General features: G+C 43.8%; 12 protein-coding genes and 5 tRNA genes. 12 read left to right on the top strand and 5 right to left on the bottom strand.

Features of this window, described 5'->3' with window-relative positions:
* Positions 1 to 8 precede the first annotated feature (8 nt).
* Positions 9 to 5,114 carry a putative type IX secretion system sortase PorU2 gene (gene porU2, locus A3860_RS22420; RefSeq protein ID WP_158085324.1) on the top strand — a complete coding sequence of 1,702 codons (5,106 nt, stop codon included), beginning with the start codon at positions 9 to 11 and terminating at the stop codon, positions 5,112 to 5,114.
* A gap of 19 nt (positions 5,115 to 5,133) precedes the next feature.
* Here porU2 and A3860_RS22415 read toward each other — a convergent pair whose 3' ends face one another.
* The 4 genes from A3860_RS22415 to A3860_RS22400 are packed head-to-tail and all read right to left on the bottom strand — an operon-like array spanning position 5,134 to position 9,459.
* Positions 5,134 to 7,368 carry a YfhO family protein gene (locus tag A3860_RS22415; protein ID WP_081150150.1) on the bottom strand — a complete coding sequence of 745 codons (2,235 nt, stop codon included), beginning with the start codon at positions 7,366 to 7,368 and terminating at the stop codon, positions 5,134 to 5,136.
* Entirely contained in the window at positions 7,365 to 8,093 is a 729-nt protein-coding gene (locus A3860_RS22410; RefSeq protein ID WP_081150148.1) for a glycosyltransferase, read from the bottom strand. Before A3860_RS22410 ends, A3860_RS22415 begins: the two co-directional genes overlap by 4 nt.
* A complete protein-coding gene (locus tag A3860_RS22405) occupies positions 8,072 to 8,848 on the bottom strand; it encodes a class I SAM-dependent methyltransferase (RefSeq protein ID WP_081150146.1) in 777 nt (258 codons plus the stop codon). The genes A3860_RS22410 and A3860_RS22405 overlap by 22 nt, the downstream gene beginning before the upstream one ends.
* Before the next feature lie 8 nt (positions 8,849 to 8,856).
* On the bottom strand, positions 8,857 to 9,459 hold the full coding sequence (locus A3860_RS22400; protein ID WP_081150144.1) for a riboflavin synthase: 603 nt from the start codon (positions 9,457 to 9,459) through the stop codon (positions 8,857 to 8,859).
* A gap of 98 nt (positions 9,460 to 9,557) precedes the next feature.
* On the opposite strand from A3860_RS22400, the gene rpsU reads away from it, so the two are divergent.
* The 11 genes from rpsU to nusG all read left to right on the top strand — a co-directional run bounded on the left by rpsU (position 9,558) and on the right by nusG (position 15,414).
* Positions 9,558 to 9,755, top strand: coding sequence for a 30S ribosomal protein S21 (rpsU, locus tag A3860_RS22395; protein WP_081150142.1), 198 nt, complete (start codon positions 9,558 to 9,560; stop codon positions 9,753 to 9,755).
* Between the two features lie 103 nt (positions 9,756 to 9,858).
* Entirely contained in the window at positions 9,859 to 10,767 is a 909-nt protein-coding gene (gene xerA, locus A3860_RS22390; RefSeq protein WP_081150140.1) for a site-specific tyrosine recombinase/integron integrase, read from the top strand.
* A gap of 460 nt (positions 10,768 to 11,227) precedes the next feature.
* Positions 11,228 to 11,527: an HPF/RaiA family ribosome-associated protein gene (locus tag A3860_RS22385; protein ID WP_081150138.1), complete on the top strand. Its 300-nt coding sequence runs from the start codon at positions 11,228 to 11,230 to the stop codon at positions 11,525 to 11,527.
* A 784-nt stretch (positions 11,528 to 12,311) separates the two neighbouring features.
* Positions 12,312 to 12,384 (top strand) — tRNA-Thr (locus tag A3860_RS22380).
* Positions 12,385 to 12,430: 46 nt separating this feature from the next.
* Positions 12,431 to 12,513: transfer RNA gene (locus A3860_RS22375), tRNA-Tyr, on the top strand.
* Between the two features lie 101 nt (positions 12,514 to 12,614).
* Positions 12,615 to 12,687: transfer RNA gene (locus tag A3860_RS22370), tRNA-Gly, on the top strand.
* Positions 12,688 to 12,723: 36 nt separating this feature from the next.
* A tRNA-Thr gene (locus A3860_RS22365) sits at positions 12,724 to 12,795 on the top strand.
* Between the two features lie 405 nt (positions 12,796 to 13,200).
* A complete protein-coding gene (tuf, locus tag A3860_RS22360) occupies positions 13,201 to 14,388 on the top strand; it encodes an elongation factor Tu (RefSeq protein WP_081150135.1) in 1,188 nt (395 codons plus the stop codon).
* Positions 14,389 to 14,531: 143 nt separating this feature from the next.
* Positions 14,532 to 14,602, top strand: a tRNA-Trp gene (locus A3860_RS22355).
* Positions 14,603 to 14,653: 51 nt separating this feature from the next.
* Positions 14,654 to 14,845 carry a preprotein translocase subunit SecE gene (gene secE, locus A3860_RS22350; protein ID WP_081150133.1) on the top strand — a complete coding sequence of 64 codons (192 nt, stop codon included), beginning with the start codon at positions 14,654 to 14,656 and terminating at the stop codon, positions 14,843 to 14,845.
* Positions 14,845 to 15,414, top strand: a complete 570-nt coding sequence (gene nusG, locus A3860_RS22345; protein WP_245843591.1) for a transcription termination/antitermination protein NusG — start codon at positions 14,845 to 14,847, stop codon at positions 15,412 to 15,414. The genes secE and nusG overlap by 1 nt, the downstream gene beginning before the upstream one ends.
* Positions 15,415 to 15,617: 203 nt before the next feature.
* Here nusG and A3860_RS41680 read toward each other — a convergent pair whose 3' ends face one another.
* Entirely contained in the window at positions 15,618 to 16,163 is a 546-nt protein-coding gene (locus A3860_RS41680) for a hypothetical protein (RefSeq protein ID WP_158085323.1), read from the bottom strand.
* Positions 16,164 to 16,454: the final 291 nt, after the last annotated feature.

Below are 16,454 nucleotides of genomic sequence, written 5' to 3'. Positions count from 1 at the left end.
TGTTAATTATGAGGAAGATTTTTACCCTGTTGCTGCTGGTGGCAGGTTTTGCTGCTTCTGCCCAGCAATACAACAATGAGTGGATAAAGCAAGGTCAAACGTATTATAAGTTCAAGATAGCCAATAAAGACGGCGGCCTCTTCCGCATTCCCAAATCCCTGCTCGATGCCTACGGTATAGGCAATACGGCTGTTCAAAATTTTGAGCTTTGGCGTAATGGTGAGAAGGTGCCGTTCTTCCCATCGGTCTCCAGCGGGGCTTTACCAGCGAACGGATACCTGGAATTCTGGGGTGAGGCCAATGATGGCAAGCCCGATAACGCCCTGTACCGGAACCCCGCCTATCAACACACCACCAAACTCAGTTTACTGTCAGATACTGCGGTATATTTTTTAAGCGTAAATACCAACCAGGCCGGTTACCGGTATACCGATGTCTATAATAATGTAGCTGGCAATGCATTGCCGGTTGAGCCATATTTTATGCATACGGTTGGTAATTATTATGCCCAGGCAGTGCCCAACCCGGGTTTTGCCGCCTATGTAGGGCAATATGTATATTCTTCTTCTTATGATCAGGGCGAGTTTTTTGCCAGCGGTGATATATACCCTTCAAGTCCGATCACTACAACCCTGGGGAACCTTAATGTGGCGGCCAGTGGGCCCGATGGGGTACTGAAATTTGGTGCAGTAGGAAATGCCGTAAATACCCGGAATATAAGAGTAGGGGTAAATGCGGTGCAGGTGAAAGATACGGTGATGGATTATTTTAACGACCTGGTTACCACAGCACCCGTAAGCAGAAGCTCCATTAGTTCAGGTTCCGCATCGGTTCAGTTCATCAATACTTCTGCCAATTCGAACGATCGCATGGAGGTATCGTTCTTTGAGCTCAGCTATCCGCGCACATTCGATTTTAACGGAACCACGAATTTTAAATTTGTGTTACCGGCCAAAAGCGGTGGCTATTATTTAGAGATCACCAACTTTAATAATGGCAGTGCAGTTCCTGTATTGTATGATTTTGCCAACCGCGAAAGATATGCAGGTGATATTTCAACAATGGGTAAAGTAAAATTTGCGCTGCCGGGCACGGCTACCGACCGGCAACTGGTGCTGGTAAGCGAAGACGCCGGCAACATCAATACAGTAACCGCGTTAACAACCCGCACATTTACCAATTACAGGCTGGCTGCTAACCAGGGCGATTACCTGATTATCAGTAATTCTATCCTGTATACCGGTACATCCGGAAACAATCCGGTGCAGGATTACAAAAACTACCGTGCCTCAACCGCCGGTGGCAGCTTTAAGCCTATTGTTGCTGATATGGATGAGTTGGAAGACCAGTTTGCTTATGGTATAAAAAGACATCCATTGTCGATCCGCAACTTTATACGTTATGCCCGGGATAGTTTTAGCGCACCTATAAAAAATGTATTCCTGATAGGACGCGGGGTGAACTATTCGGATTATCAGCGATACGACAGGGCTGGGAATAATTTGGCCGACCGCCTGAACCTGGTGCCCACCTTTGGCTGGCCTGGCTCAGATAACCTCTTAAGTGCGAAAGACCTTACCTATCCGGTGGCTGCTACGCCCATTGGCCGTTTATCGGTTGTTGTAGGAAAGGAAGTAGAAGACTACCTAGAAAAAGTGAAAGAATATGAACTGGCGCAACAAACCGCTCCCAATACCCTGGCCGGCCGTGAATGGATGAAAAATGTGATGCACATTACGGGCACCAGCGATGCTTACCTGGGTACGGTGTTGTGTAATTACATGGAGGTGTATCAAACAATGATTGAAGATACCATGTATGGCGCCCATGTAAATGTGTTCTGTAAAACCTCCACTAACCCGGTTGAAGCGGTTTCGCCAGAGAAAGTATCGAACCTGTTTGCATCAGGGATCAGTTTCCTTACCTATTTTGGCCACTCATCAGCCACCATACTTGAGTTTAATATTGATGATCCCTATAACTATAATAACCAGGGTAAATACCCGGTTTTCTTTGTGAACGGTTGTAAGGCCGGTGATTTCTTCACTTTTTATACGCAACGTTTGCAGGTGAATGAAACCCTGTCTGAAAAGTTTACATTGGCCAAACAACACGGGGCTATTGGTTTTGTGGCCAGTACGCACTTCGGTATCGTGAACTACCTGAACCTGTATTTGACCGGGTTGTACAACCTTATGGGACATCAGGATTATAATAAATCACTGGGTGAAACTTTAAAGGACGCTTTGGCCGAAATGCAAAAGGCTACCGGTACCTACGATTATTATTCGCGTACGCATGCCGAGCAAATAACCCTGCATGGCGATCCTGCGGTGAAGTTCAATGTGCAGCCCAAGCCCGATTATGTGATAGAGGATCAAACAGTTCTAATAAACCCGCCCTTTATTTCCGTTGCTGAAACGAAATTTACGGTGAAAGTAAAAGCAGTGAACCTTGGCCGGTCGCCCAAAGATTCAATTGTGTTTGAGGTAAAACAGGTATATCCCGATAACAGCACCGCCATTCTTTACCGCCAAAAGATCCGCGGCATTCAGTACGCTGATTCTATTACGCTCGATGTTCCCATTGTTACAAGCCATGACAAGGGTTTGAATAAAATTATTGCAACAATTGATGCCGATAACGTTGTTGATGAAGTAAGCGAGTCGAATAATTCAGTGACCAAAGATTTTTATATCTATGAAAATGAGGCCCGCCCTGTATATCCATACATGTATGCAATTATCAACAATCCAACCCAAACTTTAATTGCTTCAACGGCCAATCCGTTCAGTGCGGCGCGTGACTATATTTTTGAATTGGATACCACGGGATTATTTAATTCTTCCATCAAGATCACAAAGACCATTAATGGACCGGGTGGAATATTGGAATTTAATCCGGGAATTACTTACGCCGACAGTACCGTTTATTACTGGCGCATAGCGGTAAAACCCGACGCAGGTGGTACTTACCAATGGGTTACTTCTTCTTTTATGTACATGAAAGGTACTATTGATGGCTTTGCCCAGGACCATCACTTTCAGCACCTGAACTCCACTGCAGAAAGGGTTTCGCTTGACAGTGCTTCGAGACAGTGGAAATTTGGTACGCGGTCAAGTAATATATTTATTACTACAGGTACATGGGGTAGAAGCGCTACTTATGAAAATCAGGTGGAGATAGATGTAAATGGTAATATGGTGGCGCATAATTTCTGTGCATTCTCCTCTATAGCATTCCTGGTTTTTGATCCGGTTTCCTTCAAACCATGGAAAAATAATTATGACCCTGTTACCGGGGCCGGGCAATATGGAAGCTGGAATAATTGTTCAACCGGCCGGGAATATAATTTTGAGTTCAGGTATACCGATACGGCATGGCGGGCTAAAATGAGGAATTTTATGGAAAACGTGATCCCGAACGGTTATTTTGTTGTAGCCCGCTCGGCAGCGCTCGATTCAACCCAGTTTTCGCCTGTGAGCTTCCCGCAGTCTTTTGCTGCAGACTGGCAAAGAGACACTGCGTATTATGGCACCTATAATTCAATTTATCACAGCTTCATGAAGTATGGATTTACTGCAATTGACTCATTCAACAGGTCAAGGAACTGGATCTTCATGTATAAAAAGAATGATAATATTAATTTCACGCCTATATATAAATTTACCAATGGGGTTAATGATATAACTACCATGCAGGCAAATTGTATAACCCCTGATACCATCGGTTATATTACCTCGCCGGTTTTTGGTCCGGCCCATGCATGGAAACAGGTTATCTGGAATGGAGTGTCGTTGGAAAATCCGTCACCTGATAATCCTTCAGTGGATGTGATCGGGATCTCAGGTACTAATACTGAAACCGTATTGTATACGCTCGACAGGAACACCCATAATCTTGATGTTTCCTCTGTTGATCCGGTTCAGTATCCTTATATGAAGTTGCGGATGCGGAATATAGATTCTGTTGCGCTAACGCCCTATCAGCTGAAGTCATGGCGCATTTATTATGAACCGGTGCCTGAAGGAAGCATGGCAGCCAATTTGTTCCTGACTCAAATGAAAGACACTTTTGCCATGGGCGAAACGGCCTCATTTGGCATCGCATTCAAAAATGTGAGCAAAACACCGTTCGACAGCGTTAAGGTGAAAGCTATCGTAACTGATCAGAATAATGTGGCACATACCCTGTTCGTACGTAAGCAAAAACCGCTTATTGTTGGGGATACCATTATTGTGAGGCTCGACTTTAATACGACCAGTTATGGTGGCAACAATTTGCTGTTTGTTAATGTAAATCCAGACAACGATCAGAAAGAACAGTATCTCTTTAATAATTTTATCTATAAGAACTTCTATGTGTATCCGGATAATAAAAGTCCGTTGCTGGATGTTACGTTTGACGGGGTGCACATTTTGAACAGGGATATTGTTTCGGCCAAACCACATATTGAGATCAAGTTGAAGGATGAACAGAATTACCTATTACTAAATGATACCTCACTGGCCAATGTGCAGGTGAAATATCCCGATGGTACCCTGCGCACCTATAGTTTTGATAATGATACCTTACGTTTTATCCCGGCTACCAGTGGTGCAAATAATACGGCTACCGTTGAATTTACGCCGCAATTTATGGGGCAGATCAATCCTGAAGGCGATGTGTACGAGCTGATCGTTAAAGGAAAAGATAAAAGCGGTAATAAGGCATCGGATATCGCTTACCGGATTGCTTTCACGGTAATTTCCAAACCGATGATCTCGAATGTACTGAACTATCCGAACCCCTTCAGCACATCAACTGCGTTCGTATTTACTATTACAGGTAGTGAAATGCCGCAGAATATCAGGATACAGGTGTTGACAGTAACCGGTAAAATTGTGCGCGAGATAACTATGAATGAGCTGGGACCATTACACATTGGTAGAAACATAACCGAGTTCAAGTGGGATGGAACCGATCAGTATGGCGATAAACTGGCTAATGGCGTTTACCTGTACCGGATCATTACTTCGATGAACGGTAAAACAATGGACAAGTATAAGGCCGCAAGCGATAATACAGACAAGTACTTTAATAACGGGTACGGTAAAATGTATTTGATGCGATAGGTAGTTAAAGATTATAATATTAAGCAGAAGGATGGACCTCAGGGACCATCCTTCTTTTTTTTATATATAATGTTATAAAAATTGATAAGAATAGAAGCGTAGCAAGGTTAACGATAAATGCGATGAGGATGTGCCGGGCCCTGAAGTCAACATGTAAGGTGTGTGTGCCGGCCGGAATGGTTATGCCCATAAAACTGCTGTTGGCCGTAATAATGGGTGTTTTTTTCCCGTCAATGCTGGCCTGCCACAAGGGATAACGGTTTTGGCATAAAACCAGTAATGTGCTGTCTTTTGCGGTGCAGGTAAAATGAAAAGAGTTGGGCGTGAAGGTATTTATGGAGAGTTCAACGCTGCCTGCTGCCTGGTGGTTTATTTGATTGATACTGGCAGAATCAGTGAGAAAGACCATTTTTTTTGTTGCAGGTGCAAGCATGGCTGCTTTGTCGCTCAGGTTACAGGCGGTGTCGGGTTTATACAGGAGCGGGTACTGCATAATTCTTTCACGCAAAGGGGCGTTGAACCAGAAATTATTTTGCACCAGCAGGTTCGATGGGGTAATTCTGTAATCGACCCGGCCGATCTTTTTATTATACATATTCAGGGTGCCGATCTCCTTGAAATATGTCATTCCATCCGCACTGTTTTGCTGTAGCGTTGCCGTGAGGGACGGAATGGGGTAGTCTTTTCGTGAATGGGTATCAATTATGTCCTGAACGTATTGGGCACGGTCTTTTTTTACGATCGTGAAAAAAGTAAATATGGTTGCGTGCACCATGCAGTTCAAAATTCCGGCGTACACGATTTTTTTCAGCTCAAACCGTCTGATCGCAAAACGGTAAAAATAGAACAGAAATGGTAGTTGTATCAGGATACTTATCAGCAGCAGGTTATAAAATGATAAGCTGGCTTTAAATGTTTTTAGCACACTGGCAAGGGTATCGCCATTGAACGGACCTTTTATAATTATTCGGATTGCCTGGTAAATATTTGCGTCACCCACCAACCCCAGAATGCCCAGTCCTGCGATAATAAAAATCAGCATGCGGAATACCTTGCTGTGTTTTTTTGCTGTACCTGTTTGTTGAGCCTGTTCCTGCAAATAAAAGGCCGCCAGTATTACCCCAAAAAAGGTGCTGTATAGTTTAAACATGGCCGGATGCCGGAAGGCATTCATCAATGGCAGGGTGTAGTAGGCTATCACTCTTAATACCCCTGGTTTACCCAGGCTGAAAATAAAACAGAGAATAAAGCCATATTTAAAGAAGATCGTGAATTTGTTTTTTGACCGGGTGATGAGGGCTGAAATAAAGAAAATAAAGGTGATCAGTCCAAAATAGGAGTTGCGTTCAAGGCCATCAGTTATCTCAAATCTGGATTCATCGAAAACAGCCAGCGGGGCAACATAAGCCACGGTAAGCAATGGATGCAATGGATTGCTCATGGCATCTTCAAAATTGGCCCCGGTTCCCCGTTCAGTTAGCGGCAAAAAAGTGGCAAAGGATAGAATAGCCGGCAGGGCCAGGCAAATAAAAAGTAGGATGGCAATGCCATGAAACCCGGCTGTTTTTTTGATGAACCGGATCCTGTTTTCTTTTTGCACCCTGGCGGTTTTAACCAGCAGCATGGCAATGAGCATGTACCCGGTAATGACAAATTCTGCCGGATAAGCAGTTACAAATAACAACCATAGAAATAAAGAAAACAGGCAGGCGGCATACAGGGAAGGGGACTGCAGCAGCCTGAAATAGAAAAGGAAAACAAATGGTAAAAACGCCGAGCCGCTTGTCCAGTTTAAATATTGACAGGTGTCGTTGTTGAACCCGCACAACATATAGGCAGTGGCGCATAACAGGTTCACCAGTGGATGAATGGAAAACTGCCGTAAAAGAAAGTACATGCCTACGCCACCGATAAAAATATATAAGAGCGTTTCAATTTGTAAAGTATACAGGGTGTATGGGCCAAACAGTGAAAACAGTTGCACTATGGGATTCCAGACACCGCTTTGCATATCACCATACAGCGGAGTACCCAGGTTAAAATAGGGCGACCAGAACGGGAAATAGCCATTGTAAAAGCTTTGGCTAACCTGGTACCGAACCGGAAGAAAGTAATTTAACGCATCGTTTTTGAGGCTAAAGACATGAAATGTCAGCGGCCAGTAGCTTACCAGGCAAAAAGTTAGTAAGAGCAACAATGAGAACAGGGTTGTGGAGCGCGAATAAGCAGATTGGAATGGTTTCAGTTCATTCATTTGGTTGCTTTATAATATTTTACCAGTTGTAGGTATTCGCCGAATATTTTGGGGAACGACAATAAGGAGATCTTCGAATTTCCCGGATCGGTCCATTTTTTTAATGGAATTTCCAATCCCCTTGCTGCAATATTCGCCTCGCGGATCCGGAGGAATATTTCAACATCAAACAGCCACCTGGTTTTAAACGGGGTACGGGTGATGATTTTTACTATTTCCGGCGTAAACAATTTGGCGCCGCATTGCGTATCATAGATACTGAGCTGGTAACGCAGGTCAATAACGGTGGTGAATATTCTTCCGCAAATATGCCGGATGGCCGATCTGGAAATAAAATGGTTCAGCATCTTAACCCTGGAACCGAACGCGTAATCGGCCTGCTCCTGTTCAGCCATTTCTGCCAGCTTTAAAAACTCATCGAGACTGGTAGAGAGGTCGGCATCGAGGTAGCCTATAAAGGCCGAATTGTTTTTAGTAAGTGCATGCTCCATGCCTTTCAGTACGGCATTGGCCTTGCCGCTGTTTTGGGCGTATGAAATGACCGTAACGTTTTGTGGGTAGGCCTTCCTTATTTCTTCGAGTAAAAGGTTTGTATTGTCGGTACTGCCATCGTTGATAAGAATGAAAGCAACGTTGGCACCTGTTTGCAACAATTGCAATAAGGGTTCCTTTCTTAATCGGCGCTCCTCATTAAAGCAGGGGATTATGATGCTGATCTTTGGCATAAACAGTAACAGGAAAGCCCTGGCAGTCTTATGTTTAATTTATTTAGACTAAAGCAAATTCTGAAATCGATCCACAAAATAAAAGAAATAATCTTCGAAATAAAAGGCCCGCCTTCCCAGTTGTCCACTGCCTTTTTCGGTTTGCGTAACCTGAGTTTTTCCGCAAACAATTGTAATATCCTTGCAGGCACCAGTGAAAAGAAAAAATAGCCGCTTGCAATGATCTGTAAATTGTTTTCGCGGCATAAGGACGTTAACCTTTTAATATTATACCGGCGGTAATGGAGCAGCAGTTCGTCGTGTTTTGAAAAAAGGGACTGAAAAGCAGGCACCGTGATGAGGAAACGCACCTCGTTGTTGGTTCCGCTTGCTTTTACCAGGTCTTTCATGAACGTTGAATCGTGCTGAATGTGTTCGATCACATCCATTAATAGAACACAGGTAAAGGGCGACCAGGCAAAGGCATTTTCAAGGGCATTAAAAAAATGAATGCGATCGCCGGTGGTCCCTTTCTTTAACAGCTCAATTATTTCGGGCGTATAGGCATGGTCAATGGCGGCAAACGTGCTGCCGGGATTGAGTTGTTGCAGGTATTTCAATACAAACGCATCACCGCTGCCAACATCGGCTATGGCATTACATGGGATATTATACCTCGTCAAAAGAAAATGGGCTATCCGCACTCTTGTAAGCTCCCATGGATGCCTGTTGACATTATTGGTTGACGTTAATCTTTTAAACTCGGTAATATCCATTGATTGGGCTAGTGATTTACCTGACTGTTTAAAGATAATATCCTGTTTACGTATTTGCCCATCATATCGAACTCGATATTTACACTGGAAGCCGGTTGAATGGTTTTGATATTGGTATGCTCGTATGTGTAAGGGATGATGGCTACCGAAAACTCATTTTCAGTGACATTGAAAATGGTGAGGCTGATGCCGTTAAGGCTGATAGAGCCTTTTTCGATGACCAGGGCGCCAAACTGCGGGGGAAAGCTGAACCGGAACTCCCAGCTGCCATCGAGCGCTGTTTTGCTGATGCAGGTGGCCGTGGTATCAACATGGCCCTGTACAATATGCCCGTCGAGGCGGCCATTCATAAGCATACAGCGTTCAATATTTACCAGGTCGCCGGTTTTCCAGTGGCCGATGTTGCTTTTTTGCAGGGTTTCGGCAATGGCGGTAACCCGGTAGCGGCTGCCCTTAATTTCCTCCACGGTAAGGCAAACCCCGTTGTGGGAGACGCTTTGGTCGACTTTAAATTCGGCCGACAGGGGAGAAGAGATCCAGTACGTTTTATTGGTACCTGCAATCAGCACTTCGTCTATAGTTCCTATGGTTTCGATTATTCCTGTAAACATGGGGGCAAAATTCCGGATTTTCAGCCGTATTTTGAATATTTTGGAAATTCGGACTATATTTGCAGTCCTAAAAAGCCTTAAAGGAGGTATATAATATTATGCTGATTATCGATTCAAAAGATTGCGAAAATATCGACAAGGCCCTCAAAAAATACAAAAAGAAATTTGAGAAAGCCAAGATCCTGGTGCAACTGAGAGCGCGCCAATCTTACACCAAGCCGTCGGTATCACGTCGCAACGAGGTGTTGAAAGCTGTTTACAAGCAGAAGATCGCCAGCGGTCAGATCGAAGGATAGACTTGTTTTATAAGCTATTATAAATAATTTAGATAGCTGCAGAGCTGTTTTGCTTTGTAGCTATCTTTTTATTTTATATGACGTAGCTTTGGTATAATTAATTATGCCTCAGCAACCATCGTATCCCATAATTCAGTCGTTCCTGAGCTATCTCCAGTTCGAGAAGCGGTATTCGTCCCATACCATTCTGGCGTATGAGGAAGACCTGCAGCAATTCTTTACCTTCCTGCGCGAGCAGTTCAATATGCCCGAACCGGCTCTGCCCGAAATAGCCCCTGCGTTCATCCGCAGCTGGCTGGCTTCATTAAAAGAGGCAAAGAACAGCGCCAAGACCATCAACCGCAAGATCTCTTCCCTGAAATCTTTCTTTAAATATCATATGCGCATGGGCCAGTTAGAGCAGTCGCCCATGACCACCATTGTATCGCCCAAAATACCCAAACGCCTGCCGGTGTATGTTGAGCAAAAGGATACCGATACGTTATTTAACCATGTGGAGTTCCCCGATGACTGGAGCGGTAAAACCGACCGGTTGATATTGCTGGTATTTTATAATACGGGCATGCGGTTGTCGGAGCTGGTGAACCTGAAGGAAAGCCAGGTAAATGCGGCCGCCAATAGCATAAAGGTATTGGGGAAGGGGAACAAGGAGCGGGTGATCCCGGTAAGCCCGGCTTTGATACAGGAGATTAGTAACTATATAGCATCAAAAAATACGCTCGATTCCCCCGACCGGGTGTATTTATTCATAAATGAGAAAGGCCGCAAGCTATATCCCCGGTATGTTTATCTGGCGGTTAAAAAGTATTTAAGTCTGGTTACTACCATCGATAAAAAAAGTCCGCACGTGTTGCGGCATACTTTTGCCACTCACCTGACCAATAATGGGGCCGATTTGAATGCAGTAAAGGAACTGCTGGGTCATTCGAGCCTGGCCGCCACCCAGATCTACACCCATAATACAATTGAAAAGCTGAAGGATATCTATAAAAAGGCCCATCCCAAGGCATAAAAGTACTGAATTACGAAAACGATTGCGTTGGTTTAACGTAAGCATTTCCGTTATTTACTGTTAAATGTCCGGAGCATTGTTTCTCATTGGGGCGATGTCATCTTTACACCTGATGTTCATCAGGCGGGGTTTGCTTTGAACGGGCTTATTTTGTGGTATAAATGCAGGGTTACTGAGAACGGAAAATGTTTAAGGAACAATGCTAAACAAAAGCTAATTAACCGGTAAAGGTTTTTTTGTATCCAGGACAATTCTTTTCAAAAATCGCTGCATATTTAATTTGGAAAAAACAGCTTGTTGTATTATCTTCATAGAGCTTAAATGTAGTGCTTATGTAGTAGTATAATTTCCTGCATGTTAGCCACCAATTTTCTATTCTCTCACTCATATCAGTGGTGGTCCCAAAGAAGATCTTTCATTTATTGTTTAAATATTGTTTCACTGTTAAAATGCGATTGTTATGAACGTAAACATTCAGTCTGTGCGGTTTACTGCTGATTCCAAACTCGTTGAACATGTTAATCGTAAACTTCAAAAAATTAATCAATTTCACGACCGCATTATCAAGGTTGACGTATACCTGAAGTTGGATAATGTGGTGCACACAATAAAAGACAAAATCGCAGAAATTAGAGTCCAGGTCCCACGCCACCAGTTCTTTGTAAAATCGAGTTCCAAATCATTTGAAGAGTCTTTTGACAATGCATTGGAATCGCTGGTTAATCAGGTTAAGAGAAAAAAAGAGAAACAAGCGGCCTGAGCAATAATTAGCATAGCTCCTTTTTCAAATAACATTAATTAAATCATTTGCAAAACCTCCCCCTGCGGGAGGTTTTTTTTATGTCCTGATGTGAAGGGGAGGGAGAAGAGCGTATTTTTTAAGAGAAGGCCGGTTTGCAATTTTCCAAATGACACTATGAACTCATATTAAGACCCCCTGCGGGAGATTTTTTTTATGCCCTGATGCGAAGATGGATAGGGGAGAAAAGAGTGTTTTCTAAGAGAAGGCCGGTTTCAATTTTCCAAATGACACTATGAACTCATATTAAGACCCCCTGCGGGAGGTTTTTTTTATGCCCTGATGCGAAGATGGATGGGGGAGAAAAGAGTTTGATTTTTGAGAAAAGTCAGGTTGCAATTGGGTTTGATAACGGTTGTGGGGCAGTGTGCAGAGAAAGAATCTGCAAATCATTGAAAACAAGAGAAAAAAAAACTGATCAAAATTTCAGAATTACACAAATTCATTTACCTTTGCCATCCCTCAAAAATAGCAGGGTAAGTAAATGAGGTGTAGGAAGTTCTTTACAGGCTTGAGTTTCAGTTGATTTGCCGGAAGATTTGGGTTGAAAAATGTGGATTTTTATATAACGGTAATAGCACTTAATATTGCGAAATGAATGGCCGGTAGAGATGAAGAGGAAATAAGTTAATAAGTTTTTTGATAGAATAATAAAAGGCACTTTAGCTCAGCTTGCAGATTATCCGCCGCGGCGGACGGTCGAAAGTTGAGGTGAAAGGTTTCAAAGTTTTTTGATAGCGTATTCGCCACTTTAGCTCAGCTGGTAGAGCAACTGATTTGTAATCAGTAGGTCGTTGGTTCGATTCCGACAAGTGGCTCAGCAATGTCACATTGCGTGATTTAATTTTACCTTCGTTTTTAACAGGGCAGGTTCCAGAGCGGCCAAATGGGGCGGACTGTAAATCCGCTGTCTTTCGACTTCAGAGGTTCGAATCCTCTCCTGCCCACATCGCCCGCCGATTCGCCAAACGGCGGAAAAGGCGGGCACACTTGTGTTAAGTTCTTTTATATAGTGCAGATTAGCTTCGGCTAATTGGCTTATTAAAATGCGGAAGTAGCTCAGTTGGTAGAGCGACAGCCTTCCAAGCTGTAGGTCGCGGGTTCGAACCTCGTCTTCCGCTCTTTGGGTTTAGGGTATTTGCCTCACAAACCTATCAGCCGTTGTAGCTCAGTGGTAGAGCACTTCCTTGGTAGGGAAGAGGTCGTGAGTTCGATTCTCACTAACGGCTCATAAGATTTTTGAAAAGTTGATGAAATTGTAGCTCAGTGGCAGCGCATCCGCCTCGGCGGAAGGTCGCCAGAGTTCGATTCTCACTAACGGCTCATAAGATTTTTGAAAAGTTGATGAAATTGCCGCTCAGTGGCAGCGCATCCTGACCGTGGTCGGGAAGGTTTCCAGAGTTCGATTCTCGTTAACGGCTCATAAGATTTTTGAAAAATTACTGTATCGGCTGCGGACCGGAGGTTACCGGAGAGAAGGATCAGCCTGGTATAGATCTAAAGATGAAGTGTGCGACGCAACAGAAGTTTCATAGGCTTTCTGGTGCCGGATACATAAATCCTTTTTTCCTGAAGAGGTTATAAAGGAGGCGTTTTTAATTAATTTTAAACACCACAACTAAAAACAGATAACGATGTCAAAAGAGACTTTCAAGAGGGATAAACCTCACGTTAACGTTGGTACCATCGGTCACATTGACCACGGTAAAACCACTTTAACTGCCGCCATCACCACCATTTTGGCTAAATCGGGTTTGGCGCAGGCAAAAAAATATGACGAAATCGATGCAGCTCCTGAAGAAAAAGAGCGTGGTATCACAATCAACACCGCGCACGTGGAATATCAAACTGCAAATCGTCACTACGCACACGTGGATTGCCCCGGTCACGCTGACTATGTGAAGAACATGATCACCGGTGCTGCCCAGATGGATGGTGCTATTCTGGTTGTGGCTGCTACAGATGGTCCTATGCCCCAAACAAAAGAACACATTCTGCTTGCCCGTCAGGTAGGTGTTCCCCGTATGGTGGTATTCATGAATAAAGTTGACCTGGTTGATGACCCAGAGTTACTGGAACTGGTTGAAATGGAGATCCGTGAGCTGTTAAGCTTCTATGGCTTTGATGGCGATAACACTCCTATCATCAAAGGTTCTGCTACTGGCGCATTGGCTGGTGAAGAAAAATGGGTTAAAGCTGTTGAAGAACTGATGGCTGCTGTGGATTCTTATATTCCGCTGCCTCCCCGTCCGGTTGATCAACCGTTCCTGATGTCTGTTGAAGACGTATTCTCAATCACTGGTCGTGGTACAGTTGCTACCGGTCGTATCGAAAGAGGCCGTATTAAAGTAGGTGAAGGTGTTGAGATCGTAGGTCTGGTTGAAAAACCACTGACTTCTACTGTAACTGGTGTTGAAATGTTCCGCAAATTGCTCGACGAAGGTGAAGCTGGTGACAACGCTGGTCTGCTGTTGCGCGGTATTGAAAAGAAAGATATCCGCCGCGGTATGGTAATCGTAAAACCAGGTTCTATCACTCCTCACACTGAGTTCAAAGGTGAAGTTTACGTACTGAGCAAGGAAGAAGGTGGACGTCACACTCCATTCTTCAACAAATACCGTCCTCAGTTCTACTTCCGTACAACTGACGTAACTGGTGAAGTAGAATTACCAGCTGGTACTGAGATGGTAATGCCTGGCGATAACACTAACCTGCACGTAAAACTGATCCAGCCTATCGCGATGGAAAAAGGTCTTAAATTCGCGATCCGCGAAGGTGGCCGTACAGTTGGTGCCGGACAGGTTACTGAAATCCTGAAATAAAGCACGCCGCCCCCTTCTTCGCCATTTATGGCGAATGAAAGAGTGGTTAGTGTTTAGTATATTTGCAAAGTACTTGGGCTTTTGACGTTCAAGTACTTTGTTTTCTAAGTTCTTTCCTTATTTCCTCAGGGATGTAAGGACCTACGGGCATAGTTCAATGGTAGAATAGAGGTCTCCAAAACCTTCGATCTGGGTTCGAATCCTAGTGCCCGTGCTTTATTAATGTGCTTGCCGGCCAGCTGGCTGATAGGCTAATTGATTGAACATGAATAAAATAACGACATACCTCAAGGAATCATACAGGGAGTTGGTTGAAAAGGTGACCTGGCCTACCTGGTTGCAATTACAGCAATCAACGGTGATTGTGCTGGTGGCTACCTTATTGATCACCGGGGTTGTATGGGTTATGGACCTCGCCGCCCAACAAGCCCTTAAATTTATTTATTCACTCTTTTAATGATGGAACAAGCAACTCAACAACAAGAAACAAAATGGTATGTGCTGCGGGTGGTGAGCGGCAAAGAGCGTAAGGTTAAGGAATACCTTGACAAAGAGATCTCCCGCGGTGGATGGGGTGAAGTGGTTAAGCAAGTGTTTCTGCCTGTGGAGAAAGTTTATAAAGTGCAGAATGGCAAAAAGGTAATGCGTGAAAGAAACTATTACCCAGGCTATGTAATGATTGAAGTGCTGGAAAATAAACTGTCTGACGATTTACGCGAAGCTATTAAGAATACTACCAATGTGATCCATTTTCTGGGCAAGGAAAACCCTATAGCCCTGCGGAAGGCCGAGGTTAACAAAATGCTCGGTAAAATGGATGAAATGGCTGAAACCGGCGGTGTGAGCATGAGCGAGCCATTTATCGTTGGTGAAACTATCAAGATCATCGAAGGACCGTTCAACGACTTCAACGGTATCATTGAAGAAGTGAACGATGAAAAGAAGAAATTGAAAGTAACGGTGAAGATCTTCGGCCGCTCTACGCCGGTAGAACTGAACTACATGCAGGTTGAGAAACTGAGCTAAGATCATTTCCCATAACAATACTGATAAAACATCTGCCTCGGGGCGGATGTTTTTTTTTGCCCGGGAAGGAAGGCCACGGATCAGGTTGAATTGTTGGGGGATTTAGGAGAAAAGCCACCCCCCGGAAGGGGCAGCCAATAAAAAAACCTTTCCGTGTCGGGAAAGGTTATATTTTTCGATTGTTGCCAATTGCCGGCAATTGCTTAAATGTCTTCGTCGTCCTCATCTTCATCCTCGTCTTCAACGGGTTCTTCGATGGCATCCTCATCAGAATCAGTGTCAACATCTACATCATCAATATCAACAGCTGCATCGGTATCGTCGTCAGTATCTGTATCGATATCAGTATCAACATCTGTTTCCTCCACATCTACTTCCATTACGGGCGGAACGATCATTGGTTCTTTTTCCTGAACAGGCTCTGGTTTAGCTACCGCTCTTTTCTTTTTAGGCGCTGCTTTTTTAGCGGCTTTTTTTACTGCTTTTGGGGGAGCAGCTTTCTTGGCGGCTTTTTTAGGTGCAGCCTTTTTAGCGGCCTTTTTCACAGCTTTCTTAGCCGCTTTTTTAGTGGCTTTTTTTGCTGCTTTTTTCGCTGCTTTTTTGGGGGCAGCTTTCTTGGCGGCTTTCTTAACAGCTTTTTTGGCAGCCTTTTTCACGGCTTTCTTAGCCGCTTTTTTGGCCGGTGATTTTTTCTTCGCTGCTTTTTTAGGAGCGGCTTTTTTTGCTGCTTTTTTCTTTGCTTTGGCCATAGTGTTGATGTGTTTTTTGTTGTTGGTTAATTTCTATAAGAAGAAGCGTTATTATAATTAAACGCAAAAGCTACGTATAAAAATTCAAAAAATAAAAAACTACTACCTTTTTGCTAACAGTGATCTCTCTTTCTCATTGGTGATCCTGTTATTTCATGATACTCTTCTTGCAAAATTCCGGCCATCATTTGTAGGTTTGGCTATGCTGTTTTTTATGATAGCGCTAAATTAATGCGGTTGCCGCAGGCAAACGGGCCTGGATATATTTGACCAGGCTGAAACCCTTATCTG

This window comes from Niastella vici, assembly GCF_002077945.1.
GTDB lineage: Bacteria > Bacteroidota > Bacteroidia > Chitinophagales > Chitinophagaceae > Niastella > Niastella vici.
The sequence above is the reverse complement of the archived record's forward strand: the minus strand, read 5'-3'. Positions and strand labels throughout refer to the sequence as shown.

Bases quoted from the DNA above. Each gene is read 5' to 3' on its own strand.
- A3860_RS22385 (WP_081150138.1), top strand. From the start codon at position 11,228: ATGAACGTAAACATTCAGTCTGTGCGGTTTACTGCTGATTCCAAACTC.
- A3860_RS22400 (WP_081150144.1), bottom strand. From the start codon at position 9,459: ATGTTTACAGGAATAATCGAAACCATAGGAACTATAGACGAAGTGCTG.
- A3860_RS22410 (WP_081150148.1), bottom strand. From the start codon at position 8,093: ATGCCAAAGATCAGCATCATAATCCCCTGCTTTAATGAGGAGCGCCGA.
- tuf (WP_081150135.1), top strand. From the start codon at position 13,201: ATGTCAAAAGAGACTTTCAAGAGGGATAAACCTCACGTTAACGTTGGT.
- xerA (WP_081150140.1), top strand. From the start codon at position 9,859: ATGCCTCAGCAACCATCGTATCCCATAATTCAGTCGTTCCTGAGCTAT.
- A3860_RS41680 (WP_158085323.1), bottom strand. From the start codon at position 16,163: ATGGCCAAAGCAAAGAAAAAAGCAGCAAAAAAAGCCGCTCCTAAAAAA.
- A3860_RS22415 (WP_081150150.1), bottom strand. From the start codon at position 7,368: ATGAATGAACTGAAACCATTCCAATCTGCTTATTCGCGCTCCACAACC.
- rpsU (WP_081150142.1), top strand. From the start codon at position 9,558: ATGCTGATTATCGATTCAAAAGATTGCGAAAATATCGACAAGGCCCTC.
- secE (WP_081150133.1), top strand. From the start codon at position 14,654: ATGAATAAAATAACGACATACCTCAAGGAATCATACAGGGAGTTGGTT.
- nusG (WP_245843591.1), top strand. From the start codon at position 14,845: ATGATGGAACAAGCAACTCAACAACAAGAAACAAAATGGTATGTGCTG.
- porU2 (WP_158085324.1), top strand. From the start codon at position 9: ATGAGGAAGATTTTTACCCTGTTGCTGCTGGTGGCAGGTTTTGCTGCT.
- A3860_RS22405 (WP_081150146.1), bottom strand. From the start codon at position 8,848: ATGGATATTACCGAGTTTAAAAGATTAACGTCAACCAATAATGTCAAC.